Annotated in this window: 32 protein-coding genes; 5 read left to right on the forward strand and 27 right to left on the reverse strand. The window is 56.4% G+C overall.

All coding sequences use genetic code 11. The features are described 5' to 3' along the window. Positions 1-7: 7 nt before the first annotated feature. The 13 genes from D1159_RS05920 to D1159_RS19545 all read right to left on the reverse strand — a co-directional run bounded on the left by D1159_RS05920 (position 8) and on the right by D1159_RS19545 (position 7,583). Positions 8-985, reverse strand: coding sequence for a DUF6353 family protein (locus D1159_RS05920; RefSeq protein ID WP_161844753.1), 978 nt, complete (start codon positions 983-985; stop codon positions 8-10). A gap of 162 nt (positions 986-1,147) precedes the next feature. Continuing rightward, positions 1,148-1,750 carry a hypothetical protein gene (locus D1159_RS05925; protein ID WP_161844754.1) on the reverse strand — a complete coding sequence of 201 codons (603 nt, stop codon included), beginning with the start codon at positions 1,748-1,750 and terminating at the stop codon, positions 1,148-1,150. Positions 1,751-1,829: 79 nt separating this feature from the next. Then, positions 1,830-2,114 carry a hypothetical protein gene (locus D1159_RS05930; protein WP_161844755.1) on the reverse strand — a complete coding sequence of 95 codons (285 nt, stop codon included), beginning with the start codon at positions 2,112-2,114 and terminating at the stop codon, positions 1,830-1,832. Between the two features lie 67 nt (positions 2,115-2,181). Beyond that, the gene (locus D1159_RS05935; RefSeq protein WP_161844756.1) at positions 2,182-2,958 is read right to left on the reverse strand and encodes a DUF6353 family protein; all 777 of its coding nucleotides are present in this window, start codon (positions 2,956-2,958) and stop codon (positions 2,182-2,184) included. Next, positions 2,951-3,262, reverse strand: a complete 312-nt coding sequence (locus tag D1159_RS05940) for a hypothetical protein (protein WP_161844757.1) — start codon at positions 3,260-3,262, stop codon at positions 2,951-2,953. Before D1159_RS05940 ends, D1159_RS05935 begins: the two co-directional genes overlap by 8 nt. A gap of 32 nt (positions 3,263-3,294) precedes the next feature. Continuing rightward, positions 3,295-3,465, reverse strand: coding sequence for a hypothetical protein (locus tag D1159_RS05945; protein WP_161844758.1), 171 nt, complete (start codon positions 3,463-3,465; stop codon positions 3,295-3,297). A gap of 51 nt (positions 3,466-3,516) precedes the next feature. Next, entirely contained in the window at positions 3,517-4,323 is an 807-nt protein-coding gene (locus tag D1159_RS05950; protein WP_161844759.1) for a DUF6353 family protein, read from the reverse strand. Between the two features lie 150 nt (positions 4,324-4,473). Then, a complete protein-coding gene (locus D1159_RS05955; RefSeq protein WP_161844760.1) occupies positions 4,474-4,689 on the reverse strand; it encodes a CTP synthase in 216 nt (71 codons plus the stop codon). 482 nt (positions 4,690-5,171) lie between these two features. Beyond that, positions 5,172-5,507: a hypothetical protein gene (locus D1159_RS05960; RefSeq protein WP_347563641.1), complete on the reverse strand. Its 336-nt coding sequence runs from the start codon at positions 5,505-5,507 to the stop codon at positions 5,172-5,174. Between the two features lie 173 nt (positions 5,508-5,680). Further along, a complete protein-coding gene (locus tag D1159_RS05965) occupies positions 5,681-6,061 on the reverse strand; it encodes a hypothetical protein (protein ID WP_161844762.1) in 381 nt (126 codons plus the stop codon). 409 nt (positions 6,062-6,470) lie between these two features. After that, positions 6,471-6,656, reverse strand: a complete 186-nt coding sequence (locus D1159_RS20185; RefSeq protein WP_347563642.1) for a hypothetical protein — start codon at positions 6,654-6,656, stop codon at positions 6,471-6,473. A gap of 347 nt (positions 6,657-7,003) precedes the next feature. Then, entirely contained in the window at positions 7,004-7,237 is a 234-nt protein-coding gene (locus D1159_RS05975) for a hypothetical protein (protein ID WP_161844764.1), read from the reverse strand. After that, the gene (locus D1159_RS19545; protein WP_243152138.1) at positions 7,206-7,583 is read right to left on the reverse strand and encodes a DUF6431 domain-containing protein; all 378 of its coding nucleotides are present in this window, start codon (positions 7,581-7,583) and stop codon (positions 7,206-7,208) included. Before D1159_RS19545 ends, D1159_RS05975 begins: the two co-directional genes overlap by 32 nt. Before the next feature lie 183 nt (positions 7,584-7,766). On the opposite strand from D1159_RS19545, the gene D1159_RS05980 reads away from it, so the two are divergent. From D1159_RS05980 to D1159_RS05990, 3 genes are all read left to right on the forward strand, one after another. Next, a complete protein-coding gene (locus D1159_RS05980) occupies positions 7,767-8,336 on the forward strand; it encodes a Uma2 family endonuclease (RefSeq protein WP_161844765.1) in 570 nt (189 codons plus the stop codon). 120 nt (positions 8,337-8,456) lie between these two features. Then, the gene (locus D1159_RS05985) at positions 8,457-8,819 is read left to right on the forward strand and encodes a hypothetical protein (RefSeq protein WP_243152139.1); all 363 of its coding nucleotides are present in this window, start codon (positions 8,457-8,459) and stop codon (positions 8,817-8,819) included. A 338-nt stretch (positions 8,820-9,157) separates the two neighbouring features. After that, positions 9,158-10,441 (forward strand): glycosyl hydrolase family 18 protein, encoded by a 1,284-nt coding sequence (locus D1159_RS05990; RefSeq protein WP_161844766.1) that lies wholly within the window; start codon positions 9,158-9,160, stop codon positions 10,439-10,441. Between the two features lie 133 nt (positions 10,442-10,574). Here D1159_RS05990 and D1159_RS05995 read toward each other — a convergent pair whose 3' ends face one another. The 14 genes from D1159_RS05995 to D1159_RS06060 all read right to left on the reverse strand — a co-directional run bounded on the left by D1159_RS05995 (position 10,575) and on the right by D1159_RS06060 (position 22,972). Beyond that, a complete protein-coding gene (locus D1159_RS05995) occupies positions 10,575-11,492 on the reverse strand; it encodes a diguanylate cyclase (protein WP_161844767.1) in 918 nt (305 codons plus the stop codon). A gap of 400 nt (positions 11,493-11,892) precedes the next feature. Continuing rightward, on the reverse strand, positions 11,893-12,324 hold the full coding sequence (locus tag D1159_RS06000; RefSeq protein ID WP_161844768.1) for a CD1247 N-terminal domain-containing protein: 432 nt from the start codon (positions 12,322-12,324) through the stop codon (positions 11,893-11,895). Between the two features lie 39 nt (positions 12,325-12,363). Beyond that, entirely contained in the window at positions 12,364-12,927 is a 564-nt protein-coding gene (gene efp, locus D1159_RS06005; RefSeq protein ID WP_161844769.1) for an elongation factor P, read from the reverse strand. Positions 12,928-13,078: 151 nt separating this feature from the next. Then, positions 13,079-13,834 (reverse strand): DUF4253 domain-containing protein, encoded by a 756-nt coding sequence (locus D1159_RS06010; protein ID WP_161844770.1) that lies wholly within the window; start codon positions 13,832-13,834, stop codon positions 13,079-13,081. 44 nt (positions 13,835-13,878) lie between these two features. Next, positions 13,879-14,358: a DUF4358 domain-containing protein gene (locus tag D1159_RS06015; protein WP_161844771.1), complete on the reverse strand. Its 480-nt coding sequence runs from the start codon at positions 14,356-14,358 to the stop codon at positions 13,879-13,881. A 143-nt stretch (positions 14,359-14,501) separates the two neighbouring features. Then, on the reverse strand, positions 14,502-15,419 hold the full coding sequence (locus D1159_RS06020) for a GDSL-type esterase/lipase family protein (RefSeq protein WP_161844772.1): 918 nt from the start codon (positions 15,417-15,419) through the stop codon (positions 14,502-14,504). Between the two features lie 13 nt (positions 15,420-15,432). Then, positions 15,433-16,128 carry a YjjG family noncanonical pyrimidine nucleotidase gene (locus D1159_RS06025; protein WP_161844773.1) on the reverse strand — a complete coding sequence of 232 codons (696 nt, stop codon included), beginning with the start codon at positions 16,126-16,128 and terminating at the stop codon, positions 15,433-15,435. A gap of 20 nt (positions 16,129-16,148) precedes the next feature. Continuing rightward, entirely contained in the window at positions 16,149-16,604 is a 456-nt protein-coding gene (locus D1159_RS06030; RefSeq protein ID WP_161844774.1) for a threonine/serine exporter family protein, read from the reverse strand. Between the two features lie 13 nt (positions 16,605-16,617). Further along, complete coding sequence (locus D1159_RS06035; RefSeq protein ID WP_161844775.1) at positions 16,618-17,382, reverse strand: threonine/serine exporter family protein; 765 nt, start codon at positions 17,380-17,382, stop codon at positions 16,618-16,620. 154 nt (positions 17,383-17,536) lie between these two features. Further along, positions 17,537-17,938, reverse strand: coding sequence for a DUF3783 domain-containing protein (locus tag D1159_RS06040; RefSeq protein WP_161844776.1), 402 nt, complete (start codon positions 17,936-17,938; stop codon positions 17,537-17,539). Positions 17,939-17,950: 12 nt separating this feature from the next. Continuing rightward, the gene (locus tag D1159_RS06045; protein WP_347563643.1) at positions 17,951-19,333 is read right to left on the reverse strand and encodes an MATE family efflux transporter; all 1,383 of its coding nucleotides are present in this window, start codon (positions 19,331-19,333) and stop codon (positions 17,951-17,953) included. A gap of 12 nt (positions 19,334-19,345) precedes the next feature. Further along, on the reverse strand, positions 19,346-20,692 hold the full coding sequence (locus tag D1159_RS06050) for a putative ABC transporter permease (RefSeq protein WP_161844777.1): 1,347 nt from the start codon (positions 20,690-20,692) through the stop codon (positions 19,346-19,348). Between the two features lie 118 nt (positions 20,693-20,810). After that, positions 20,811-21,512, reverse strand: coding sequence for a tRNA (N6-threonylcarbamoyladenosine(37)-N6)-methyltransferase TrmO (gene tsaA, locus D1159_RS06055; RefSeq protein ID WP_161844778.1), 702 nt, complete (start codon positions 21,510-21,512; stop codon positions 20,811-20,813). 185 nt (positions 21,513-21,697) lie between these two features. Continuing rightward, the gene (locus D1159_RS06060; RefSeq protein WP_161844779.1) at positions 21,698-22,972 is read right to left on the reverse strand and encodes an amidohydrolase; all 1,275 of its coding nucleotides are present in this window, start codon (positions 22,970-22,972) and stop codon (positions 21,698-21,700) included. Positions 22,973-23,145: 173 nt separating this feature from the next. Here D1159_RS06060 and D1159_RS06065 point away from each other — a divergent pair, with 173 nt between their 5' ends. Together D1159_RS06065 and D1159_RS06070 are read left to right on the forward strand one after the other, a co-directional pair. Then, complete coding sequence (locus D1159_RS06065) at positions 23,146-23,727, forward strand: hydrolase (RefSeq protein ID WP_161844780.1); 582 nt, start codon at positions 23,146-23,148, stop codon at positions 23,725-23,727. A gap of 188 nt (positions 23,728-23,915) precedes the next feature. Beyond that, positions 23,916-25,637 carry a CvpA family protein gene (locus D1159_RS06070; protein ID WP_161844781.1) on the forward strand — a complete coding sequence of 574 codons (1,722 nt, stop codon included), beginning with the start codon at positions 23,916-23,918 and terminating at the stop codon, positions 25,635-25,637. Positions 25,638-25,639: the final 2 nt, after the last annotated feature.

Genomic DNA, 25,639 nt, shown 5'->3' on the forward strand with positions numbered 1-25,639 from the left:
CGCTCCCTTACATCAAGGACTCATCGTACTGATGGTTGGCCAGCAACGACGTAATATCCCCAACAACATTGAAGTCGAGGATGAAGGAACGTTCATAGCCGTTCACAAAATCAACTGCCGCAGGACGGCGGACCTCGAACATACCAAAGTCAACAAAGTCATCGCCGACAGGATTTTTAGGATCATAAATCCAGCCCACAGCGGCACCCGCTTTCGTACGCTTGAACCCCAGCAGATCATAAACTTCGTTGAGGAATAGATGACCCTGCGCGCGCAGCTTATCCGTTGCCTGCGCTTGAAGCGCCTTCAGGTAGTAAAGGTTCATCTCGGCGTCCTTTTTCCAGTCTGGGTGGCTCTCATCGAAAATCTTGGCGTAAGGGCTATATCTGGCCGGATCCCATCCGGCGTCAGCCACATCTACCATCTGCTTGACTTTTTTCTCCTTACCCTTATCGTCTGTAACAGTCTCCTCAATCTCCTGGGCCTTGATGTTGTAGCGGAGTTCTTTCTCCACTTGCTCTCCAAAGCGCTCCAGGACGCGGCCTCGATAGTCCGTAAAGGACTTATCCACCGCTGCATAGGCCGCTGCCAGGGCAATGTTGCGCTTCTTCATCATATTATGGCTGGCCAGGATACTCGCAATGGATGCCGCCCCAAGTGCAACAGAGGGGGCATACAGCTTGGCAAATTTGACACCAGTATGGATGTAAGTAACCACCAGATCCTTCTTACAGTCCTGATTGGAATAGGGCTCGCCGGCGTTGGTCACACCAAGCTCATCCGCCTGATGGATGGTGTCGAGGGCATTCTTTGTCTCCTCAATAATTTTTCCGGCCTTTGCAGTCGCTTTGCAGGCCAGAACCGCACTTGCAACGGCGCCGATGATACCAAGCCCCACAAGGATTTCGGGGCTCTTCCGCTGGAGCTGAAAACCGGCCTTGTGTAAGGTTCCGCTCACAGACGTCATGATTTTGCTCTTTTTCATTGTCGTACTCCTTTTCAGAATTTTGGGGTTGAGGGGACATTCAGTCCGCACGTTCTCTCATGTACTCGTGATACTCGGCCTCGGTCGGAAACAGCATCCAAACACCGTTGACCAAGCCTCTATACCCAAACGATGTAGAATATCCGTACATAACGCTCCTCCTTAGCTGATTTGAACTGTTCTTGGAAGCTGCAAAATATAGCCGTCACGGACACGGGCTACTTTTGCTGTCCGAATATCCGTCCAGCCGTACTTATTGGTGGTGTAGCCACGGGGTGGAGTAATGCCGGCCAAATCATACAGGTCGGCGACGCTTGCAATCCCATAGCTGCTGATGACAGATTCAAGCTGATCCAGGACCAACTCAGCATCTGCCCGGGTTTCAAAGATGATGTCATCATACTCAAATCCGCCGGAGACTCTCGGCCTCCCGTAGTCGCGGCGGTCCTCTCGCTTATCGTCGTAATACCGCTGGTACGAAACCTTAGAGCCCCCGCCTTTTCGTCCGCCAACACGGCCCGCTTCGCCGAAAAGCATGATGCTTACAACATCGGCCATGGCGTTTTTGATTCCAGGAATGATGACATCTCTCAGGATGTAGCTTTTGACGCTGGTAACATCTTCAGGGAGAAAAGCGCCGGCAAATTTTTGCATCTCGCTTTTCTTGCGGGTCTTCGCTGTGCCAATGACTACCTTATCCACCTTTTTCTCTTGGGAAATCAGAGCCTCCCTTCTGCTGTGTGAATTATCAGGGTATTCAGGCATTGTCGCACCTCCAAACTTTTATAAAGTAAAAAGGGAAAGCGCCCTGTTACAGGTACTTTCCCTTGGCGAACCCCGTGGCTTACTCTTCGTCTTCCTCACCGGACTCCTCATCCTGAGTCTCCTCGAACACAGTTGCCTCCTCCTGCACCGCTTCTACGTTAGCCTTGGCCAGCTTCCTGGCGATGTACTTCTCCTCGGCGATCGTCCGAAGTTTCTTTACCCCGCCGATAATGGCGTAGGCAAGAACCCCTCCAACGATCCCCATAAATAGCGCACCTCCATTGGAGTTGCCGTTGACCTCTTCAAGCTCGGTGCCAGTCTCGATTCCCTCAACCTCATTCGCGCTCATGTTCATGTCATCCATAGTGAATTCTCCTTTTCAAGTAATTTTCGGGATGGTTCTCCCATAATAGAAGGTGAAAAATCTGCGGTTACGACAATCCAAGAATGTTATAGCCGTACTGCGGCGCAACGGTGTACGCGAGCACCAGGCAAGGGGTGCCATTAGCGGCCAGATGAGTCCCGAATTGAATATCAATATATCCTTTCTCAATATTCCACCCCAAGTCCTCGCCAAGCTTGATATCCGGCAGGCCGATGGCGTAATACAGGTCGTTCAAGGAGATATACTGCTCGGAGAGCATATCTCGGTTCAGGTCGTTGACCACCTTCCTAATTTTCTCGATGTCCGATTTGAAATAGCGCCCTGACAGCACATCATAGCAGAGCATATTCCCGCCGCCAGTCATGAGGATCTGTTTGTCATCGACAGGATCGTTGGCGAGCTTGTCTTTTACGACGGCGTCACAGATGGCCTGCTCTTTTTTCTCGCCGACAACTGAAACAACTTTCTCCCGATACTCTTTAAGAGCAGTTTCAGAGAGGGTATAGGCTGTGGCAAGTGCGGCGTGGCGCTTAAGGCTTACAGAACTAGCCCCGATGAGACAGGCCACCGACAAAGTCCCCGTCACCGCAGCGGGGAGGTAACATTTCCATGCGGCCTTTATAACCTCGGCGGTATCAAGCCGCTTCCCTTCCCTAATTTCCTGGGCGTCAATAAGCCGAAGCGCTTTAGGGGTAGCCCGGACGGCCGTCACCGTGGTAGCAATCATACCGGCGATACCAATACCGGTCAGGATTTGCGGGCTGTACTTCTTCACAGCCTTGGTAGTACCCTTCCAGGCGTTGATGAATATCCGCTTATTCATAAAACATATGCTCCTCTCTAAACAATTCCAGAGTTTCATAGGCAAATTGGGACGCGATTGAAAATATCCGTCCGGCACGTGTATCTCGCCCGGCACACGAAAAGGTACGCATTTTAATTGCGAATTCCTCAATCGTATCCTCAGCTGAAACCATCGGATGGTCCATAATAGCAGCGATTAGCTCCCCGGCGGCCCAGCGTGAAAATGATACCTCCGTGAATTCATCCTCAGGCCAACCGATCTGAGGTTCCTCGCTTTCATTAAGAAACTCGATAAGCGCCTGTATTGCCATATCATTGCTCATAGCATCCCTCCCTCAAAAGAAAAGAGCCCCTGTCAGGGCTCTTCAGTTTCTTCGTTCTCACGGTCGGCAAGTGCCTTATTCACTTTTTCCTCAATGATGGCCTCCTGTTCCTTGCTATCTGCCCAACTGGACAGCAATGTTCCAAGCCCTCCAAGAGCCAGACCAGCAAGCGACATCAGCTTAAACAACGTTTTCTGTTTCATAAAGCATAACCTCCTTTCCATAAGAGTGCCTGCCGTTTCTGCGGAATGAATTTAATCAAGATATTCATCCACAGTCCCAGGTGTATAAACCATATCAATGATGTAGCATTCAAGTCCATCCTCTAATATAGCTCTGGAATGATCGAAATCAATCCAGCACATCTCGTCATTGATAGCCCATCCGATGGCATCTCCCTCTGCAATATCATCAATTCCAAGCAAGTCGTAGAAATGATTGAGGGGGATTTCTCCTCCGTTAAGAACAAAATTTCTGTTTAAATGATACTCCGCTTGGAGTACTTTGCTGATTGTTGAGGTAAAATACCGCCCCGAGAAAGAATCGTAGAATAGGCGCTCTTCCTCGACTGCATCTTCGAATGCGAGAGATGAGTTGCCCATAATGCCTTGAGCTGAGATAATATGGTCTTTGTCAACTTTTTCAGCGACAAACGACTCCACAATCTTCTTATGGGCCTTCGCGCCGTACAACTCCTTGACCTTGCGTTTATAGTCGTTGTACTGGTGGCTCACGAGGGCGTAAGCGCTTGCAAGAGATGCCTGCTGTTTCCTGTTCAGTGTGTTAGCGCTGAAAATGCAGACGACAGTGACGGTGCCAGTTATCGCTGCTGGAACATAACACTTCCAGCACGATTTGACCATCTCTAATTTCGTCGCGGCGTATGGGTCGCCGTCATGATTTTTCCGGCTGTCGGCTCTGGCCATTTCAAGGGCCTTTGGGGTTGCTTTGACTGCCAAGACCGCCGTTGCCACAACACCAATGGCTCCTACGCACGTCAAGATGGTTGGAGATGCCTTTGTCAAAGCTCGTCCAGCCTCTCGGATTAGCTTTGGTTTCATTGCGTGTTCCCCTTTCAGAAAATATAAAAACCATCGTACTGGCTCAAAATTAAAGAGAATAGAATCGCCATCTGATTCCCCTCCATAATTCAGTGCAGGTTGTAAAATCTGCGAAAAAAGAGAAAGAGCCGCTGTCAGCGGCCCAATCCCTTAGAAACCAATGCTCTTCATTAGTTTGTTGAGTTCCTCTTTGGTAAGTTCCAAATCGATATCCAGATGCACATGTGTCCTGTCCTCCAGAATAGCGGTACGCAGTCCATTGAGCTGAATATTCACATTGTAGCCCAACCTATCGCGAATTGCTTTCCCAGCAATCCTCGACACAAGCCCTGTCATAAATTTCGATTCAATTTTCATCTCGTCCATACTCCTTAACCCCTTTCTTAGGTATTGGTATCCATAATAGAGGCTGCGGATTTGGCGCTAAATCTCGCGCCTGTCGAACACCGTCTCCCACCGTTCCTTGAGAAGTGGTTTCATCTTTAGCGCCCACATGATTTGCCTGATCGTAACCGTGGGCCAAAGCCCGTCCGTGCAAGCTCCAGCCCGCTTATCAAAGAATTCTTTAAACTTAGAATTCAAATATAAATCGTCGGTTAACCAAGAATCTACCTCTGTCCAAAACGTACTTTTTGTATCCGGGTCATACCGTTGCTGTATCACAGCTAAACCCTTTTCACCAATCTGAAACAGGGTACAGCTGTCATACACCGGATGATTACAGATATACCGTTTCCCATACATCGACAGGTAAATGGCCGGCTTCTCATAGTGGTATCGCATGACTGCCTCCGAATAAAAAGAGAAAGAGTCCCTGTGATAGGACTCCTTCTCCGCATAGATAATGCTTAGTCGTCAAACATCTTGCACGATGCTTTGCAGTAAGGGTACGCTCCTCCACACGCTCTGCATCCAGCGGGCGGCATATCATTTCTGAAAATCAGGTACTCATTACCTCTTTCGTCGAGTACGAGTTCCATTTCGTCTCTATCCTCGTACTCATAGTCCATCTCGTCAATCTCCCATCCGCACGATGGGCAGGTATAAATATCACATCCACCTTCTGGATCTTCTCTCCGATCCATGACCGCGCCGCACTTGTTGCAGATTGCATATCCCTTGTTCAGGTAGTCCATCAATTCGCTACCTTCCGGTTTGATAATCTTGTTTCCCTTCTCACGCACTTTCATTACCTCCTGTTAATCTGGAAGTGACTGTAGTATTATATAGCACCTCCGGTATTAAGTCGAGAGATATAAAGAGCTCTTTTTCATCTCCTTCCCATAAAGCACCCTGTAAAATCGACGAAAAAAGCGAAGAGACCATGTTTTTACACAGTCTCTACGCTTATGCAGCCTTAACTCTTCCGTGTAGGTCTAAAGCGGTTGAATAGATTCTTGAATGTCTGCGAGGTAAATGTTCCGGTCTCCTCAAACTTGAGGCCCCTCTTCATCCACACGCCGTAGAACACCAGCGGCAACAGCAAATCCGCAGCCGTCAAACCAATCTTCACATACCGGTCGATGACCTGGTCGCTAAGCTGACGCCGTTTGAACTGTTCATCACAGGCACGGACGGCCTCGCTTTCAGCGGCTTTGATCTCATCGATACGGAGCTTGTGCAACGCTGTGAGATTCTTAATTGCCTCCGGCTTCTTTTCATCGTCGGGTGACAGGGAAACTAACTGGTTGAGCTCCACCTCGATTGCCTCGTCCAGCAAATTCTTGATCTCTGCCATTTTAAATCTCTCCTTTCACATTTTGAGTTGGCTCCATAATAGTCACTGCTATTCGTGCGGAAGGAAATCTTCAACTCGAACTTGGAAGACAACATACTTCTTTTGCATAATGGTGTATACGTCTGTACCAAGCTCAAGGAACAAGTATGGTTCGCAAGAATGGTCGGACCAATCCACTCGCAAAGTTCCGATCGGACGCTTAGTTTTGGTAAGTCGACCAATCACAATCCCGAGTGCGATGGATATAAATACAATAATAATTTCCATAAGACACCTCTCAAAACAATTTTCAGAATTTTCAACCCGGGGCATTTTTCAAATACCAATTTAGCATGTTCTCCTGTCACCTGTGTGCTGGAAAATATAAAGAGAAAGAGGCCCTGTTACAGGCCTCCCTCTCCTTTTATGGTCACTCTCTCGCCTTATCCAGCAGCCAGAAAAACCGCCTGTACCGGTCGTAGTAGACCTCCCGACAGCATGGGATGTTATACCGCATTTTCAACGCGTCATAGGACAGCCCTTCGGTCACAGCCCGCAAAATATAAGTGTAGATTTCTGGGTCGGCCCCGATAGCCGCCTGCTCTACCAGCTTCATACGGTCGCTGAAGAACAGCCTCGACTCCGCACATCTGGCAGTCGGGTCACCATGGATCTGACCGCTGTGGACAAAGATTGCCAGATCAGCCGGACGGTGGCTGAGACTGTCAAGTGCTGCGTGAGCCTGCCTCCAGATAGGATATTGGAGACAGAAATGCTTGAGCTCGTAATAGCGATGTCGCTCAATCCAGTATTTGTTTTTTCCCGAGACTTCGGGGCGTATAGCAGTTCCCATTGACATTCACCTCGCTTTCGATATCTATTCTAAATAAGCGACGGCTTTTTGTTAAAAAGAATTCGGTCAAAAGGAAAGAGCCCCTGTTTCAGGACTCAATCCTTTGCGAATCACATTTTGCTCAGGTAAACAACGCCTTCACGAAGCCACACCTTAATAGGGTAGCCAGAATGCTTGGCGGCAACTCCCAGACACGACCGGCAGACCTTTGCAGATTTATAATCGCGCTCGCTAAAGTCGATTTTCACAACATCAGCGTCGCCTCTCATAAACTCCTCCATAAGGTCTTGCAGGCGATGCTTGCCCCGCCGCTTAGGTACAGCCTCCACAGGTATAAGTTTCATGTTTGTTCTCTCCTTTCAAATATGGATTCCTCCATAAAAGGAGCTGCGATTTATGCGCTTTCCAGTTTGCCATTGTGAGCTCGCAAGGATGGTCCTCAAAACCAATCGTCTCACAGGTAACAAGGCCCTCTAAAACGCCAAGAATAACTTCCGCCTCATACTGCTTATACGGAAATATCAATTCCGGCAGCTCTCTATGAAACGCTCCACACTTGGAGCAGCGGAGCCGGCGTATTTTAACCCAAGCTGTGGCTCGATTCTTTGTCCGTACAATTCTTGGAACTGTCCCATAATACTTCAACTCTCCGCCACATTTGGGACAGATAGACACGTCTGCACAAACCATTTTCAGTCCTCCGCTAATCTAGATTAAAAATTTGTGTAGAAATATGTTTACAAACTCTTACTTGATGATATATGATAAATAAGGAATGGTGCAAGCCTTAGGAGCAAAAAAGAGTCCACGTTTCCGCGGACTCTCTTCCCAATTTTGAAGCCGCAAAGCCGCCGCATATGAAGGAGTGATTTTATGCCGTTGCCACAGGAGAACCGATACACCATGGCCCAGGCTATGACATGGGATGAAGGCGACCGCATAGAGCTGATCGATGGCTCCCCAGTGATGATGGCGCCGCCTACCAGAGCACATCAAAGGGCGGTTGCCGCTCTCATAGCCCAGCTCTACGACTATCTGAAGGAAAAGAAATGCGAGGTCTACCCAGCTCCCTTTGCCGTCCGCCTGTTTGAGCTGGACGGCGACCGGCCGGAGGATGTGGATACATTGGTAGAGCCAGATATCTCTGTGGTATGCGACCCCTCCAAGCTGGATGATATCGGCTGCAAGGGCGCGCCCGATCTGATTATGGAGATTCTTTCCCCATCCACCATCCGCCATGACCGCTTTACCAAGTTTAATCTATACCAGCGGGCCGGAGTACGGGAATACTGGATTATAGATGCTGCCAACCAGTCGGCACAGGTCTTTGTCCTGGAGGACGGACGATATGCAGCCAAAGATTTTGGTGCGGCTGGCGACACGCTACAAGTGAATGTCTTGGAGAACTGTGCCATAGACCTGTCGCAGGTATTTCCTGAATAACCAGAAAAAGAGACCAAAGGATACACTTTGGCCTCTTTTCGCGTCTTGCATATGGATTGCTTGAATTATAGGTTGGTTCCACATTTGTAATCTGCCTATTTGGTATAGATTGTAGAAGCCGTGGATCCAATCGTTCTGGGGATGCGGCTGGTGGATGTATGCGACTGCCGGCCCTGTGACTGCGAGCTTACCGAGATTCCCCCCTGCATCTGCGCCTGCTTTGGCTGCGATCTCCACTTCGGCAATGAGGGCCGGCGGCTCTATGTCAGCCTTGGGCAGTTCTCTATCATCCGTCTGGAGCGGGACACTCAGCTGCTCATGCCTGCCTACGACTACTGTGTCCCGGAGAAGGAGTGCGCCTGCGGCACCAGCAGCGACGACGACCCCTGCGAGATCTTCCGCCACGTCAGCTTCCCTCTGGACGAGTTTTTCCCGCCCAACACCCTGTCTTCCACCTCTAATGGCGGCAGCAGCTGCTGCTGACCAGTACGCAGCTCCATGCGTCCACGTCAGGAGGCCGGGCCTGAAAAATGAACAGCCCCAGTAAATACGGTCAATAGGCGCAGACCCCCTGATGTAGGAAATAACACTACATCAGGGGGTCCTTGTTAGGCCGCTGCACCCAGTCCTTACAATTTTTAGGCTCAAGAACTATCATGCACACAGGGTACAAGGGCCGACACGGTTTTTCGGGATCCAAGCCGGCCGCTGGAAACGTTCCAAACACCTTCTGCGGTTTCCGCTTTTGGTTGCGCCCTGCGGCCCCATGCGATATAATAATACGCATGAAGACATCCCGTCAAAACCCAGGAGGTGGTACAATGAAAGGAAAGAGCAGGCTGTTTTATGCCTTGGGCGGCTTTGCCCTTGGGGTATTGCTCACCGCCGGGATCTGGCTGTGGAGTGGTCCTGCGTTGGATGCGAATGCCGCTGGCGCATTGCATGACGGCCAGAGCGAACCCTGTGCCCTTCTCCCCAGTCCCAGCCCAGGCTGGCTGATTCCCCTCCGTGACAGCCCAATCCCGTTGGAGGATGATGGCCCCGGCATCCCCGCCCCAGCACAGCCAACTGCTCCTGCCTGGGACAGCGCCGCTGTCTATACCGGAGGCGATACCGTGCGCTATCAGGGCCGCCAGTACCGCGCCAAGTGGTGGACGCAAGGGGAATTGCCTGACCGCAGCGATGTGTGGGAAGATCTCGGCATCCTGAGCGGCGAGGCCGTACAGCCCTCGAAGGCGGACAAGCTCTCGTGTGTGGATTTCGGCATTGTGACCCACCTTTGCTACGCTTTCGCCATCCCTACGGCAGACGGCGGTCTGCGGGATCTGGACAACCCAGACACAGCCAGGGCGCTGATCCGCTCCGCCCACGCCAACGGGGCCAAGGTGCTCTTATCCGTGGGCGGCTGGAGTTATAACGACAGTCCGTTGGAGCACGTGTTTTTGGCGGCCACCGCTGACGGCGCCAAGATACAGCGGTTTGCGGAAAATATCCTCGCCATGTGCAACGCCTATGGCTTTGACGGCGTGGACATGGACTGGGAGCATCCCCGGGTGGATGGAACCAGCGCCAGGCAGTATGAGACCTTGATGCTGATTCTGTCTGAAAAGCTCCACGCCCAGGGCAAGCTCCTCACCGCAGCGGTGCTCAGCGGCGCCACCGCTGACGGCAACATCTACTACGACGCAGCCGCCCACACTGACGCGGTACTCAATGCCGTGGACTTCATCAATGTTATGGCCTACGACGGCGGCGATGGATCGCGGCACTCCCCTTATCAGTTCGCCGTAGACTGCGGAACTTACTGGAAGGACACCCGGGGCCTGCCTGGGTATAAGGTAGTGCTGGGCGTTCCCTTTTACGCACGGCCCAGCTGGGCGGACTATGCGGCCATTCTGGCCGCCGTTCCCGATGCATACTGCAGGGATCATGTCACTTACAACGGTATGGAGGTCTATTATAACGGTGTGGACCTCATCGCGGAGAAAAGCAGATACGCCAAGGAGACCTTGGGCGGCGTCATGATCTGGGAGCTGACCCAGGATACCAGCGATGCCGGCAAGAGCCTTTTACAGACCATCGGGCGGGTCTCAAAAGAATCCTGATCACCCAAAAAGACCTGCCGTCTGCATTACGCGGACAGCAGGTCTCTTTTTTCTTTTCCTATGGGCCGGCTTAGCGTCTGTTTGAAAACCCGTCCTTTGGGTGTTTAGCAGGTTTTCAAACAGATGAGGAGACTCACTTTTCCGACAGCTGCCTCATCCGTTCATCCGCCCAGATAACTCGATTCCGGCCCTGCTTTTTCGCGTCATACAGCATCGTATCCGCGATTTTTAAGTAGGAGGTATAGGAGCTTTCTACCTGGGGAATAACGGTAACGCCTCCAATACTCACCGTGACCCATTCAGATACCGACGGATCGTGGGGAATATGCAGGTTCTCTATCGCCTGCCGGACCTTGTTCCAATGCTTAAACGCCTTTTCTGAGTGATCTCCCAGGACAAGCGCCACAAATTCCTCTCCGCCGTAGCGGGCGATAAAATCCGTACTGCGCTTCAAACAAGAAGACGCCGTCTTCGCCACTGCGGCGATCACCTTATCTCCGGCGGGATGACCGAAGGTGTCGTTGTATACCTTAAAGCGGTCAATGTCAAATATGCAGATGGAAAACGGAACCTGCATTCGGGCAGCCTCCCGCCACTTTGTAATACTGTAGCGGTCATATCTGCGCCGGTTGGCGATTCCAGTCAGCTGATCCGTCATAGACTGCCACTCCGCCTGCCGGCGGTAATTATACAGTTTGACATGTGTGTTGACCCGCGCCTTTACAACTACAGAATGGAAAGGCTTTGTAATATAGTCCACCGCGCCCAGCACAAGCCCCCGCTGTTCGTGCTCCACATCGGAGAGGCTGGTGATCAAAATGACCGGCACGCTCTGGGTGATGATTTCCTCCTGCAATTTTTTCAGTAGCGTAAACCCATCCATCCCCGGCATCACAACATCCAGCAGAATGAGCACATAGTCCTCATTGCTGGCGCGGTACAGTCCCTCCTCCGCCGTCTGGGCAATTGTGATGTCATACTCGTCCTCTAGAATGGCTTTTAACTGCACCGCCTGCAGGGGGCTGTCGTCAACAATCAGTATCTTTTCCATATCTGCACTCCTCATTTTGGTTACTCAAACCAGCTGTTTAACAACATAGTTTTCACTTTGCTGCAACCGAAAAAAGGCTGCTTGTCAATTCCACTCCATTATACCTTGTTTTGCTTAGAAATGACACCCCCTTTTCCTCAATTTTCCGAAACAAAACAGACCAAACAAATCTTTTTTCCATGAACAGTAAAATTTCCCTTGAAATCCTGACGGATTTCAAGGGAAATCTTTACCGCCTACCCTGCCATCGGTTGACGGGCCTCACCAAGAGACTGTCACCGCTTTGGCCTGCTGGTTTTTGATGATACCCTGCGGGCATAAAAACGCTATAAGGCGTTTGCGACAAACTCAGGGCCGGGCCTGAATGCTCAGACCCGGCCCTCTTTATACCTGGTTTGTATTATTCCTCGTGCTCACAGCCGCAGCCATCGTCCTCATCTTCACAGCCACAGTCACACCCGGACACGTCCAAGGCGAACTTCTCCTTGCAATTGGGGCACTGAATGACCCCTGCCGCCAGCACATCTTCATCAATGACCAGCGTCTCCTCGCAGTTGGGACACTCCACCTCAAAGAAGTCCTCATCCTCGCAGCCGCAGCCGTCCTCCTCGTCAAACACGACTTTCTCCACGTCGGACAGATCATCGGAAATGGCGTCAATCTCCTCCCCCAAGGCCTCAACGCTCTCCTCCAGGTCCTCCAGCGTCATCCCAACTTCTTCCAGAATCCCAATCATCACAGAGATCAGCTTGCCCTCTTTGGACTTGTCCACGTCGATGTTCAGGCCCTCGGCCAAACCCTTCAGGTAGGCCACCTTCTCGGAAATCGTCATGATAAAACCTCCTTATTCTTACGGCCTGTACAGCTGCAATTACCCCTTGCAGCGCTCCAGATACTCACCGGTGCGGGTGTCGATCTTAATCTTGTCGCCGGGGTTGATGAACAAAGGCACCTTGATCTCTGTGCCTGTCTCCAGAGTGGCGGGCTTGGTCACATTGGTGGCGGTGTCGCCCCGGAAGCCGGGATCGGTCTCCGTGACCTCCAGCTCCACAAAGGTGGGGGGATCCACGGCAAAGATCTTGCCCTTGTAGCTGCTGATCTTGCACACCATATTCTCTTTCACAAAGCGGAAGTTATCCCCCAGGGTATCGGCGCCGATGGGCACCAGGTCATAGGTCTCTCCATCCATGAAGTAGTACAGATCGCCGTCGCTGTAGCTGTACTCCATGTCCCTGCGCTCCACATAGGCGGGCTCGAACTTGGCGGTGGGGTTGAACGAGGTCTCTGTGACCGCGCCGGTGATGACATTTTTCATCTTGGTACGCACAAAAGCGGCACCCTTGCCGGGCTTCACATGCTGGAACTCGACGACCTGCATGACCTGGCCGTCCATCTCAAAGGTCACGCCGTTGCGGAAATCACTGGCAGTAATCATTGGTAACACATCCTCCAAACAGGTAATTCAAAATAAGCGTACATTATTCTACCCTATTTTCCCCCGCTTGGCAAGAGGAAAGCGGATTTTGTGGCAGAAATTCCAGCCGTGTCCCTCTGCGGCCTGTCCTTCTTCCGGCTTTAAGCGCTTCCTAATCCCACCAGAAATACCAATTAGATGACTTGGACACCAGCGCCGCCAGCAGCTCTATCCGTTCCATCCCCTGGTCCACAATGTCAGCGCAGTAGCCGTACTGCTCTCTGGCCACCTCCGCCGCATGTTCCCGGGGCACCGGCCGGGGCAGCACACACTCCAGCACATCGTGGGTCACCACCGCCGGCGCCGCGCCGTACCGCTCATACCAGCGCCTGTGCAGCGCCATATGGGTCAGGGTGTCCAGGCACTCGTTCCACCCGCCGAAGGGCAGCCAGGCGAAGACCTCCCAGGGATGTTTTACCGGAATCTCTGCCAAAAGCAGCGGCTCGGTCTGCCGGGGGACGCCAAAGTCCCAGTAGCCCATAAGCCCGCTGTCCTCCAGCTCCGGCAGGTCCTCCTCCGGCAGCGCCCCGCAGGGCTCCACCCCTTTGCACAGCTCCTCCATGCACTGATCGCCGTCCGGCAGCGGGGTTGCCAGGATTTTCTGACGGAACCGGACGGTCCGTTCCAGATCCTGGGGTACCTGTTCACAGTCCGGCTCGGTATTTATGAGAAGACACTCCAGCAAAATTGGGTCCGCGGGTATCAGTACCGGCGTAAATCCTTCCCCCTCTCCCCGGCGGCGGGCCGCCTCATAGGCCGCCATAATGGGGGCGTCGTCTGTCATCGGCCCAAACCGCTGGCACGGACAGCCCAGATAGCGCTCCAGCTCATCCAGCAGCTGGCCTGCTTCCAAATCACGCAGCGACATTGTTTCTCCTCCCGTTTTTCAGGCCCTGCATTTCGGATCGAAGGTTATTTTCCGGCCTTGTCCAGGGCGCTTTGGGCGGCAGCGGCGTCGTTGGCCACCACCAGCAGCACCGAGTTCCCCCGCCGCTCCAGAATAGCATTGTCCAGCTTGCCCACCTCCTGGGGAAGGTAGGACTCCAGCGCGGCCCTCTGATCGGCCACCCGCTGTTCCAGCGCGGTATAGGCCGTCTCGGCGGCGTCCCCGTCCGCCAACACCAGCACGGCAATCTCCTCCGCCCCGGCGGTGAGGGAGGTATACACCGCGTACTCGTTCAGGCTGCCCTCGTCAATATGGTACAGCGCCTGGCACACCTGGTCCTTTTCCATCTCCGCCAGGGGCTGCTCAAACGCCCCGGAGTCCTGGAGGGCTTTGGCCACGCCGGCGGGGTCGAACGCCTCTGCCCCGCCGCCCCCGCCGCAGGCGGACAGCATCAGGCACAGCCCCGCCGCCAGCGGGGCAAACGTATGCGCTGTCAGATGACGCATAATAAAAACTTCCTTTCCGTCCAATGATGTATAAGAGCCTAATCTTGAAATGCACAAAGCATTCCTGCGCTTTTTGCCTTGCGGGACAGCAAACTCCCACGGCAATCCAGCGCCCCCCCGTTTGTGAATCCAGGTTCTAAGCGCTATTCCGCGCCGACTACAGTGTGGTTCATCAGATAGGCCAGCCAGGTCTGGTACCAGTCCTTGGTAAAGTGGACGCCGTCTACGGTGTTCTCCCGGTTCAGGATCCCCGCCTCGTTGGACAGCGCCCCGGCCACGTCCACCAGATAGACCTGCTTGTCCGCCGCCAGGCGCTCAAAAATGCCGTTATAGACCGCTATTTTCTCGTTATTTACATAGGAGCCCCAGTATTTGGCGCACAGCTCCGGGTTCACCGGCACCAGATTTTGCAGGTAGATCACCGCCTCCGGCTGGGTGGCGCGGATTAAGTCGATGAGGGCGCAGAACTTCTGATAGAAGCTCTCATCGTCGTTATAGCCCAGCTCGTTGACCCCCAGAGAGAGGTAGACCTTCTGAAATTCCCCCCGGTGATTTTTCAGCGCCTCCTGAATGGAGCACTTCTTTCCGTCCAGGTTCAGCACCTGCTTGGGGTGCTCCTCCATCACGTCAAAGACGGTGATCCCCTTGTAGCAGTAAAAGGTGCTCCCCTTTATGCCGCTGTAGAGCTGAAGGCCATCCGTGCGGGAGTCGCCGATGAAGAGTGCGTCGGAGAAGTAGTCCATGCTCACCCTCTCCCCCTCCGGCACCGGCTGAGAGAAATCAAAGGCCGGCGGGGCGGGGGTCGGAGTGGGCGTTGGGATCGCGGTGGGGACGGGCGTCGGCGCCGCCGTGGGCAAAACCGCAGGCAGGGCGGCAATAGAGGGCTCTACCGGCGTCACCGCCGGGATCGCCATCGCCGTCTCCTCCGGCACGCTGGCCCGGCTCAACGCCGGGGCGGACAGCACCCCGGTACACACCACCAGCCCCGCGGCCAGCAAAATGGGAGAGGGGCGGGAGGAGCGGCGGCGGACACGGGCGCCCTTTCTTCTGGTATCAGACATAGTAAACCTCGCTTTATGTATCGTTCAACAACAGCGCTTGTAGACTGGGAAAGTCGTGTACTTCAAAGGTGGGGCGGATTTCCGTCTCGTTGGGCGCACACTTTGGGTTATACCAGACGGTATCCAGCCCCGCTCCGGCGCCGCCCTGGATGTCGGACAGGAGGGTATCTCCCACAACCACAATCCCCTCCGTCCCGGTGAGACCCATTTTCTCAAATACCGCCTGGAAAAACTGGGGCTGGGGCTTCTGACTGCCCAGCTCCTCCGAGATGAAGAGCCACGGGATCAGTTCTCTCAGGGGGGAGCGCCCGAACCGGCCCCGCTGGGCACAGGCGATTCCGTTGGTCACAATGGCCAGGGTACAGCGGGATGCCAAGGCTTGGCACAGCTCCAGCGCCCCCGGCAGCAGATCTGCCCCCCGGGCCAGATGGTCCAGATAGCAGCGGTTGAATTCCTCCGGGTCATCCTGTCCCCCCATTACCTGGGAAAAGAAGTGAAAACGGCTGCGGGCCAGCTCCTCCCGTCCGATGGTCCCTAGGTCAAACCGGCGCCACAGCACCCGGTTGATGGCCAGATAGAGCCCCTCGGTCAGAGTGTCAAATGGGTAGCCGCGGTCCTCCAGAGCCTGCTGGAGGGCCCGGCGCTCCGCCCTGTCAAAGTCAAACAGGGTGTTGTCCGCATCAAACAGCACATAGTTGTAGCGCGGCATGGTCATCCCCTCCTATTGTGTCATTTGCTCCGTTTCCCCTGCCGGAAGACCACCCACATCCGCATCACCGAGGATACCAGCAAGATCCCCAGCGCCAGCGCCCCGGACAGGCCCAGGGTGTGCATTCCCCGGCTGAGGAAGTGCTCCATATCGCTATGCACCGCGTACTCCATGGTGTAGTAGATCCCCGCACCGGGGACCAGGGGAAAGATGGAGATAAGCAGATAAGAGGTGGCTGGGCACTTGCGGATGCGGGCCATAACCTCGCAGTAGATGGACAGGGCCACTGACGCAAAAAAGTAGCGCACAATCTCGCTGGGATAAAAGGGGGCGGCCAGAAGATAGACCAGCCAGCCCACCGCGCCACCCAAGGCGGAGATGGGGACCTCCTGTCCGTGGATATTAAAGGTCACCGCGAAGGCCAGACAGCCCACAAAGGCGTAGAGGCAGGGCAGAAAGTAATAAAAGCTGTACATATCCGCCGCCTTTCTACAGCGCCTGGGCCACGCTGAGTACAAAGCCGGTGCCCAGGGCAATGGCGGTGGCGGTGAGCAGCGCCTCTACACTCTTGTTGATGCCGGCGTTCATGTCCCCGGACATAATGTCCCGCATGGCGTTGGTAAAGGCGATCCCCGGCACCAGCAGCATCAGCGCGCCGATGGTAATAAAATCCAGGTTGTCCCCCGCCCCCGCGGCCACTAGGGCCAGGGCGCACACCGCCGCCACCGCACCGCCGGCCATGGTGCGGATGAACACGTTGGCCCGCAGGCGGTTCATCACCGTGACGCACAGGCCGATGGCAATGCTGCACAGCCCGCCGCACACTGCGTCCCGGGGATTGCCGCCAAAGAAAAGGGAGTAGCACCCGCCCCCCACAAAATAGCACGCCAGCTGCACCCACAGCGGGAAGACGTAATGCCGCTGCCGGATGGCCTCCATCCGCTCCAGCGCCTCCTCCAGCCGGGGGGGCGCCTGGCTGATTTCCCGGCAGAACTCGTTGTAAGACTCCAGCAGAGAGATGTCCAGCCCGTGGGCCGGAATGCGGCGTACTCTGGTGTGGGCGTGGCCTGTGGCGTCGGTAAAGCTCACAATCAGGCAGTTGGGGATGGCGAATACCTCCCCCGTCTCTATCCCATAGGCGGCCAGCAGATAGGAGACCGACTCCTCCACCCGGTAGGTCTCGGCGCCTGCCTCCGCCATGCGGAAGCCCACCTCTGCCACCAGGTCCAGCAGCTGGTCATAGTCAAATCCCATGATTGGCCTCTTTTCTTAAAAAAATCACAAAAAATCAAGATGACATAATTCACCCTGATTAGAGCTTACTCCATTTTGACGCAGGGCACAAGGGAAAAGTTTTCGCCTGCGCAAAATTCATCTTTTTGTGCAGGCCCGGCGGGAATTTAGGGGACTAGCTGGGAGAATTGCCGGATCCTCCGGATTCCACCGCCTGCCGCTCCTTTACCAGCTCGTCATAGAGCTGGCAGAAGGACCAGGCGGCGTTGCCGGGGGTGAGTACCGCCTTGTACACCTGCTGGGAAACCCCCGCCTTGACCAGAGCCGCCAGCACCTGGTCCAGCGCACGGCCCCCCACGCCGGAGAAGACCATAATGCTGTCGGGAATGAGGCCCGTCCCCTCCCCCACCGGCGATTGGGTTTTTATGCCGGCAAAGCTGCCCACCGCCTGCCCCAGCAGCTCCTGGGGGATCATTTTAATGCGCAGGCCCAGGCGGACGAAGACCAGCTTCGCTTTCGCCGCCTCCTCCTCGCTCCCCCCATTATAGTAGAGCACCATACCGTTTGTTCTGGCCATTTTTCCAGCCTCCTACTCTGCTTGCTCCGCCGTCTGGGCGCTCAGACCGGCAAAGGGGGTAAACTCCACCCTGCGCAAGAGGAACATGCCCAGCAGCACAATGACAAAATTGCTGATCACCATGGCGTACCACACCCCCGCCGGACCCACATCCGTGCAGGTCTTGAAAAAGAGGATCAGGGGCAGGCGCACCCCCCACAGGCGCATGGTTGACATAAGAAAAGAAAACTTGGTCCGCCCCGACCCGTTGAACACACCCAGATAATTTTGAAAGAGGGACATCAGGGGCTGGGTCAGCAGCACCCAGAAGAGATACTCCACGCAGGCCGCCTGGGTGGCGGCGTCGTTGCTCAGCCCCGCCGCCAGCGCCCCCCGGAAGGGGAACAGCGCCAGACTGCCGGCGATGGCCAGTACCAGCCCCACATTGCGGCTGACCTTGTAGGCCTGCCGGGCCCGCTGGCCGCTGCCGGCGCCGATGTTCTGACCCACGTAGGCGGCCAGCACCGTCCCCAGGGCGAGCATGGGCATCAGCAGAATGTTGGACACCTTGTTGCCCACGCTGAACGCCGCCACAATATGGTCCCCATAGCTGAGAATCGCCGCCTGGAGCACCAGAAAGCCCAGAGAGCTCAGCGCCTGACTGGCGGCGGCGGGGGTGGCGATGGCGGTCAGGGCCGCCAGGGGCTCCCTGCGCAGGCGCAGATATTTGAGCTCAATATACAGCGCCTGCCGCCGGGAGAAGAGAAGGTACACGCACAAGGGGCAGATGGCCACATTGCCGATGGTGGTGGCCAGCCCCGCGCCGAACACCCCCAGATTCATCCCCTTGACAAAGACGGCGGTGAGCACGATATTCAGCCCCACCGCCCCCAGTGAGAGGAGCACCGGGGTCACCGTGTCCCCCTGGGCCTGCCGGATGGCCTGGAAGGCGGTGAACAGGAAGGTGAACAGCAGCTCGAAGGAGCGCACCCGCACATAGGACACGCTGCACGCCAGCACGTCCCCCTGGGCCCCCATGGCCGCCAGCACCGCGGGGGCCAGAAAATAGAGCAGCACATTCAGCACCACGCCAAAGATCAGCGCCACCCCAGTGAGCAGGCCGGCGTTCTCCCTGGCCTGCTCCCGCCGGTCCCCGCCTAGCAGCTGGCTCACCACCGCCACCCCTGCCACGGCGAACCCCGCCTGGAAGGAGGTAAAGATGTTGATCAGGGGCCACGCGATGGACACACCCGCCTGGGCGGCCACCGAGTTGGCCGTCTGGCCGATGAAATAGGTATCTACCAGCTCGTTGAAGGCCCGCATAAAATTGGCCCCAAAGATTGGGGCCGCGAGGATGAGGAACGCCTTGTACAGATTCGGCTCCCGCAAAAGCAGGTCAGAACGGTCTCGCGCCACGGGAAACCCTCCTTATTTTTCTTCTCGGTCCAACTCCTCCACCAGCTTGGCGTTGGGATAGATCCGCTCCATGCGCTCATTGGGGAAGCAGCGGTCCAGCCACAGGGCAACCGCGCCGGCGGGCGGGGCCGGGTCGATCTGCCGCTGGTGATACCGCCCCAGGGCCAGGGAGGACACCGCCATATCGGACACCAAAAAGACCACCAGCACCCATGTGCCTATCTTTCCCACCCGGGGGGGAATTTTTTCAATCAGGCCGGACAGCCTGGGATAGATGCCCTTCAGCCAGGCCACCGCCGCGAAGCCCCAGAAAAAGCAGAACAGCAGGTTGATCCGCCCCCCCAGGTTGAAGGGCAGGTGGCTGTAGTCCCAGAAGATGGCCCCGAAGACCAGCTCGGTAAAGACGCTGCACATGTACTCATAGACGCCCCCCAGTACCGTGCCGGCAAAGAAGATCTTCCCCTCCCGCTGGTCTTTATATTTGTAGAGGGCGGCGGTGAGCAGCACCGCGCCCAGCCCCCATACCACGCTGAAGGCACCCCACACCAGGCTGCTCCGGCTCATCCAGAAGCCCATGCTGAACCGGCAGAATACCGTCTCAATCAGATCCCCTAGGAAAGCCGCGATGAAAAAGAGCCACACCAACTTGTGAAAGCAGCACCCAAAGGCGAAAACCGACGGCGGGGCCTCCTTCTTCTCCCAGTAGGCCTTGGCGATCTGCTCTACCTGGAGGTTGGGGTAGGCCTTCATCATGCGGCGCTGGAGCCGGCCGGTGATGGCGTTGCCAAAGTTGGTGGAGATATTGCGGAAATCCTCCTCCAGCTCGTTCAGCCGCCGGATGCGGAAGCGCAGCTGAAGCACGGAGAACAGAGAGAGCAGAAAGTCCAGCCCCAGCAGAATCAGGGCGATGAGCAGGGCCGTCTCCCCCGCTATCCGGGGGATCAGGCCCAGCAGCCGGGCCAGCAGCGGGTTGACAACCCGGACGCAGACTACCGCCAGCACGCCCCACACCGCCAGCAGCGGAACGGAGATGTACCCCTCAAACTGGAAGCGGTGCCGGGTAAAGTCCCACCACTTGCGGTGGAAAATCCGCTCCAGCAGGAAGCCGGTGACAAAGGTAATAAAGGCGGACAGCACCGCGCCCCACACAAAGAGGAAGAACAAAGTGTCCCGCAGTTCGGTGAGGAAGACGGCGAACACGATCCCCGCCACGCCGTAGGCGGGACACAGGGGTAAACCGAGAAAGCCGGTGTTGATAAACGAGTGCTTCCGTAGGGCGGCGGCCGCCACCCCAGCGCACCATCCCGCGATGGAGTAAATAAAGAAAAACCAGAACAGCTGATAGATTGAATATGCCATGGGGAGCTCCTTTCCAATTTACCGTGCCCAGGTCAGAACCTGCATTCACAACCGGAGAATGCTGGATTACCGTAGGATTTTGCTGTCCGGCAAGGCAGAGGACCCGGCCAGACCGCCTTCAACGGTTGTCAATACAGCTTCTCACATCCCGGACCGTGAGAATGTCCCCGTCTACGCGGAATTTTATCTCCAGACCGGCAAAGCACAGGCCGTACACCCGGTCGGGACTGTTTTGATAGGTGGGGCGGGGGTCCTGAGCCAGCACCCCTGCCAGGGCGGCCCGCCGGTCCGGCGGCACCCGCTCCAGCAGGGCGGGTGGGAAGTCCACCGCCAGCCGGGGGGCCGGCCGGTCCGGGGCAAAGCCGCCGGCGGCCTCTGGGTGGCTGTCCGCATAGGGGACATAGGGCTTGATATCGTAGATAGGGGTGCCGTCCATCAAGTCCGCCCCAGCCACCAGGAGCACGTGGCCCACATCGGGCCAGCGCTGGATTGCCAGCAAACGCACGGAAGACAGCCCGATGGGGTTGGGCCGGAAGGGCGAGCGGGTGGCGAACACCCCCATTCGCTCATTCCCCCCCAGCCGGGGCGGGCGCACCGTGGGGGACCAGCGCTCCCGTACCGCGCCGGAGAACTGCCAGATCAGCCACAGGTGAGAGAAGTCCTCCAGCCCCCGCAGGGCGTCCTTGTTGCGGAACTCCGGTTCAAAGACCACCGCGGCGCGCAGCTCCTCCACCAACCCGCTCTGCCGGGGGATGCCGAATTTTGTGGGAAAGTCGCTGCGAATCCGGGCGATCACCTGCACCGTATGGCGCTCACTCATGGCCTCTCCTCTCCTGTCCCCCGCACAACCTGGGGAACGGCTGAATTTTTGATCATAACGTATCAGAGTATAGCAGATCCGCGCCCGCATTGTCACCAAAAATTTTCCTTGGCCAGACAGCAAAAGCCGCCGCAGACCCGCAGGGCGTCACCCTTGCGCAGGTCCGCGGCAGAAAATCTTCTGTATTATTGCTCCCCTTCTCTGCGGGTCTGGGCGAAATGAGTCTTTACCGCCTTGGCTTTCCCCGCCCCGTTTTCCAGCAGGCGGACAATGACGGCGGCCAGCGTGCGGGCGGGGAGGACATAGGCCATCTCCTCGTCTGTCACGTGGAACTGGGCGCTGTGCAGTCCCCCCTGGAAGCCGCCGAACACCACCTGGGCGCTGGGGATCATCTGGGACACGTTCCCCAGGTCGTTGGAGAAGAAATTGTGCTCCCGAATCCGGGGCCGGACGCCGGTGAGCGCCTCCCCGCAGTCCTGCACCTGCTCCAGCAGGGCCATATCTACCTCATAGGGCAGGTAGCTTACCCCAGGTTTGCTGTCCACTGTGCAGCCAAGGGCCTCGGCGCTGCACCGGGCGATCCGCTCCACCTGGGCCCGCAGGCGGTCCAGGGCCCCCATGGTCTTCGCGGCGATTACCACCTCCAACTGGGCCAAATCCGGCACATTGCCCAGGCTCACACCCCCTTGGGTCAGGTTATAGGACACCCGGATATACTCCTGAGGATCGAAGGACTCCCGCAGGGCCTGGATTCCGTTGATCGCCAGCACTGCCGCGTTCAGGGCGTTGACCCCCCGCTCGGGACAGACCATGCTGTGGGCTGTCTGGCCGTGGAAGGTAAAGTGCAGCTCCGCCAGGCCGTTGCAGCTGGAGTTAATCATAATCGCGTCCGGGTGGTCCCGGTCGTTGACCAGGGCATGGCAGCCCAGCACCACATCAATCCCCTCCAGCAGGTTAAGCCGGATGAGCTCCTTTTTCCCCGAGTCCAGCGCAATGGCTCCATTTTTCTGCAGCATGTCCAGCAAAGGCGCAGGGATGCACTCCTCCGCCGGTACCGCGATGAGGCGGACATCCCCATCCAGCCGCGCCATAGCCCTGGTCTCCTTCAGCGCCTGGGCCACCGCCAGCAGGGCGGTGATCTGAATGTTGTGGCCGCAGGCGTGGGCTAGGCCCGTCTCGGGATTCGCCATGGGGTGATCTGGACAGTAGATGGCGTCCAGCTCCCCCTCCAGCGCCACGGTAACATCGTGGGACCGGCCCCGCAGGGTGGCAATCCGGCCAGTCACCACTGCCTGACTGGGCTCCAACCCCAGTTCTTTGAAAAAGCGCTCCACATACGCCCCGGTCTCATGCTCGCAAAAGCCAATCTCAGGCATTCCCTGGAGGGTCTTCCCCAGTTGCACCCACCGGGCTTTATTTTCACACAGATATTGGTCCACCTGCTGCGCCAGAGTTTCCACAGTCCTCCGCTCCTTTTCTTTTTCCGCCTGCTTTTTTCTCCACTATTTTGCGGTAACGCCATCATTATACCATAAACCGGGACGAAACGAAAGAGAAACACCAACGGAATCGCTGCAATGCTTTTCTTTTTTCCGCCGCTGTGTTATGATAGGGCGAAAAGGAGTGTTGCACAATGTCTTTTACACAGGAACAGGCTCTGGCGCTGCTGCGGACGTATAACAAAGAGAGCTTCCACCTGCGCCACGGCATTACCGTGGCAGAGGTGATGGACTGGTACGCCCATACGCTGGGCTACGGCCAGGAGGCGGACTTCTGGGCCGCCGTGGGGATGCTCCACGACATCGACTTTGAGCAGTGGCCCCAGGAGCACTGCGTCAAGGCCAGAGAACTGCTGGAAGCCGCCGGGGCAGAGCCCGCTCTGATCCGGGCGGTGGTCTGCCACGGCTGGGGCCTTACCGGGGCCGACGCCGCCCCGGAGCACGAGATGGAAAAGGTACTCTTTGCCGCCGACGAGCTCACTGGCCTCATCGGGGCCGCCGCCCTCATGCGCCCCTCCAAGAGCGTACAGGATATGGAGCTGTCCAGCCTGAAAAAGAAGTTCAAGGACAAAAAATTTGCCGCCGGCTGCTCCCGAGACATTATCCGTCAGGGCGCCGGGCTTCTCGGCTGGGAGCTGGATACCCTCCTGGAGCGCACCCTTCAGGCGATGAAGGCCAAGGAGGACGCCATTGAGCGCCGCTGCGCCGCCCTCTGACCCCTCGCGTCCTTGGCCCGGCCGCCGCAATCCGGCGGCCGGTTTCTTCAAAAGCTGTACCAACCGGCTCAGCACACATCTTCATCAAATTTTAATCTCCCCCTCCCCCATTGCAAACTGCCCAAAAATTGGGTATACTAGAGCGGTACCAAACGGCTGTCATTCACATAGAAAAAGGAGCGTGTATTTTGAGTCAGTCATCCAACGGCAAGAAACGCCGTGCCCCCAAAGGTCCCCTGGGCAAAATTATCCTGAACCTGATTGTCACCCTGGCGGTGGGCGCCCTCTATTTCTACGTCTCCCTCCCCGCCATCAACCCCCAGTCCGGCGACTTTTACAGCTTTCTCGGTCTTTTGTGTGTTGTCTATGTGGTCAGCGCCCTGATTACCTCCGGGTTTAATCTGAGCGCGGACGCCTCCGCCGGGCGCATGGCCGCCGTACAGGAGTACTTCCGCTTTATCAAAAACCAGTGCCTTCCTGTGGGCATCCTCTTCCTGGCGGTAATTGCCGTGGCACTCATCGGACAGATTATCTCCATGCCCATTTTCCGCGCCGCCGACTACCGGGATCTCCTCACCGTCCACACCGGCGACTTCGCCCAGGAGATCAATCAGATCTCCTTCAGCGAAATCCCCACTTTGGACCGGGACTCCGCTGAGTACCTGGGCGACCGACAGATGGGCACCCTCAGCGACATGGTCAGCCAGTTTGAGTTCTCCAACGACTCCACTCAGATCAACTACCAGGGCCGCCCTGTCCGTGTGGCCCCCATTGGCTATGCCGACCTTATCAAGTGGTTCACCAACCGGCACAACGGCCTGCCTGCCTATGTGCTGGTGGATATGGTCACCCAGGAGGCCAAGGTAGTCCGGCTGAGCGAGGGCATCAAGTACTCTTTTTCCGAGCCCCTCAACCGCAATATCATGCGCCACCTGCGCTTCCACTACCCCACCTTCATGTTCAGCACCCCACGGTTTGAAATTGACGAGAACGGCGACCCCTGGTGGATCGCCCCCCGCATTGTGAAGACCATCGGCCTCTTCGGCGGCACGGATGTCAAGGGCGCTGTGCTGGTCAACGCCGTCACCGGCGCGTGCGAGTATATGGAGGAGGTCCCCACCTGGGTGGATAATCTCTACGTCCCTGAGCTCATCATGCAGCAGTATAACTACCACGGCACGCTGGTCAACGGCTTCATTAACTCCATCTTCGGCCAGCGGGACGTGACAGTAGTTACCGACGGGTATAACTATATCGCCCTGAACGACGACGTGTATATGTATACCGGCGTCACCTCCATCAACTCCGACCAGTCCAACCTGGGCTTCCTGCTGTGCAACCAGCGCACCAAAGAGACCACCTTCTATGTCGCCCCCGGCGCCACGGAGAACGCGGCTATGCTCTCCGCCCAGGGCGTGGTTCAGGATCTGGGCTATACCGCCACCTTCCCACTACTGCTCAATATCGCCGGGGAACCCACCTATTTCATTCCCCTGAAGGACGCCACCAATCTGGTCAAGACCTACGCCATGGTCAACGTGGCCCAGTACCAGGTGGTGGCCACCGGCTCCACTGTCACCGAATGTGAGCAAAAGTATATCCAGCTGCTGGCCCGAAGCGGCATCACCACCGAGGAGGCCCTGCCCCAGACCACCGCCTCCGGCGTCATCGCGGAGATCCGCTCCGCTGTGCTGGACGGGGACACCCACTACTTCATCCGCCTGGAGGGGGAGGAGATCTTCTACTCCATCTCCGCCACACAGAACGAGCTGGCGGTCATCCTCAACCCCGGAGACACCGTCACCATTGAGCACGAGGTGGACAGCGGCAGTTCCTCCATCCTCTCCGGCTCCTCCGTCACCCTGGACCGGCGGGCCGCCTCTCCCCGCGCCTCAGCACCCCAGCCATAATC

It is taken from the genome of Pseudoflavonifractor sp. 524-17, assembly GCF_009935845.1.
In the GTDB taxonomy this organism is placed as follows: domain Bacteria; phylum Bacillota; class Clostridia; order Oscillospirales; family Oscillospiraceae; genus Pseudoflavonifractor_A.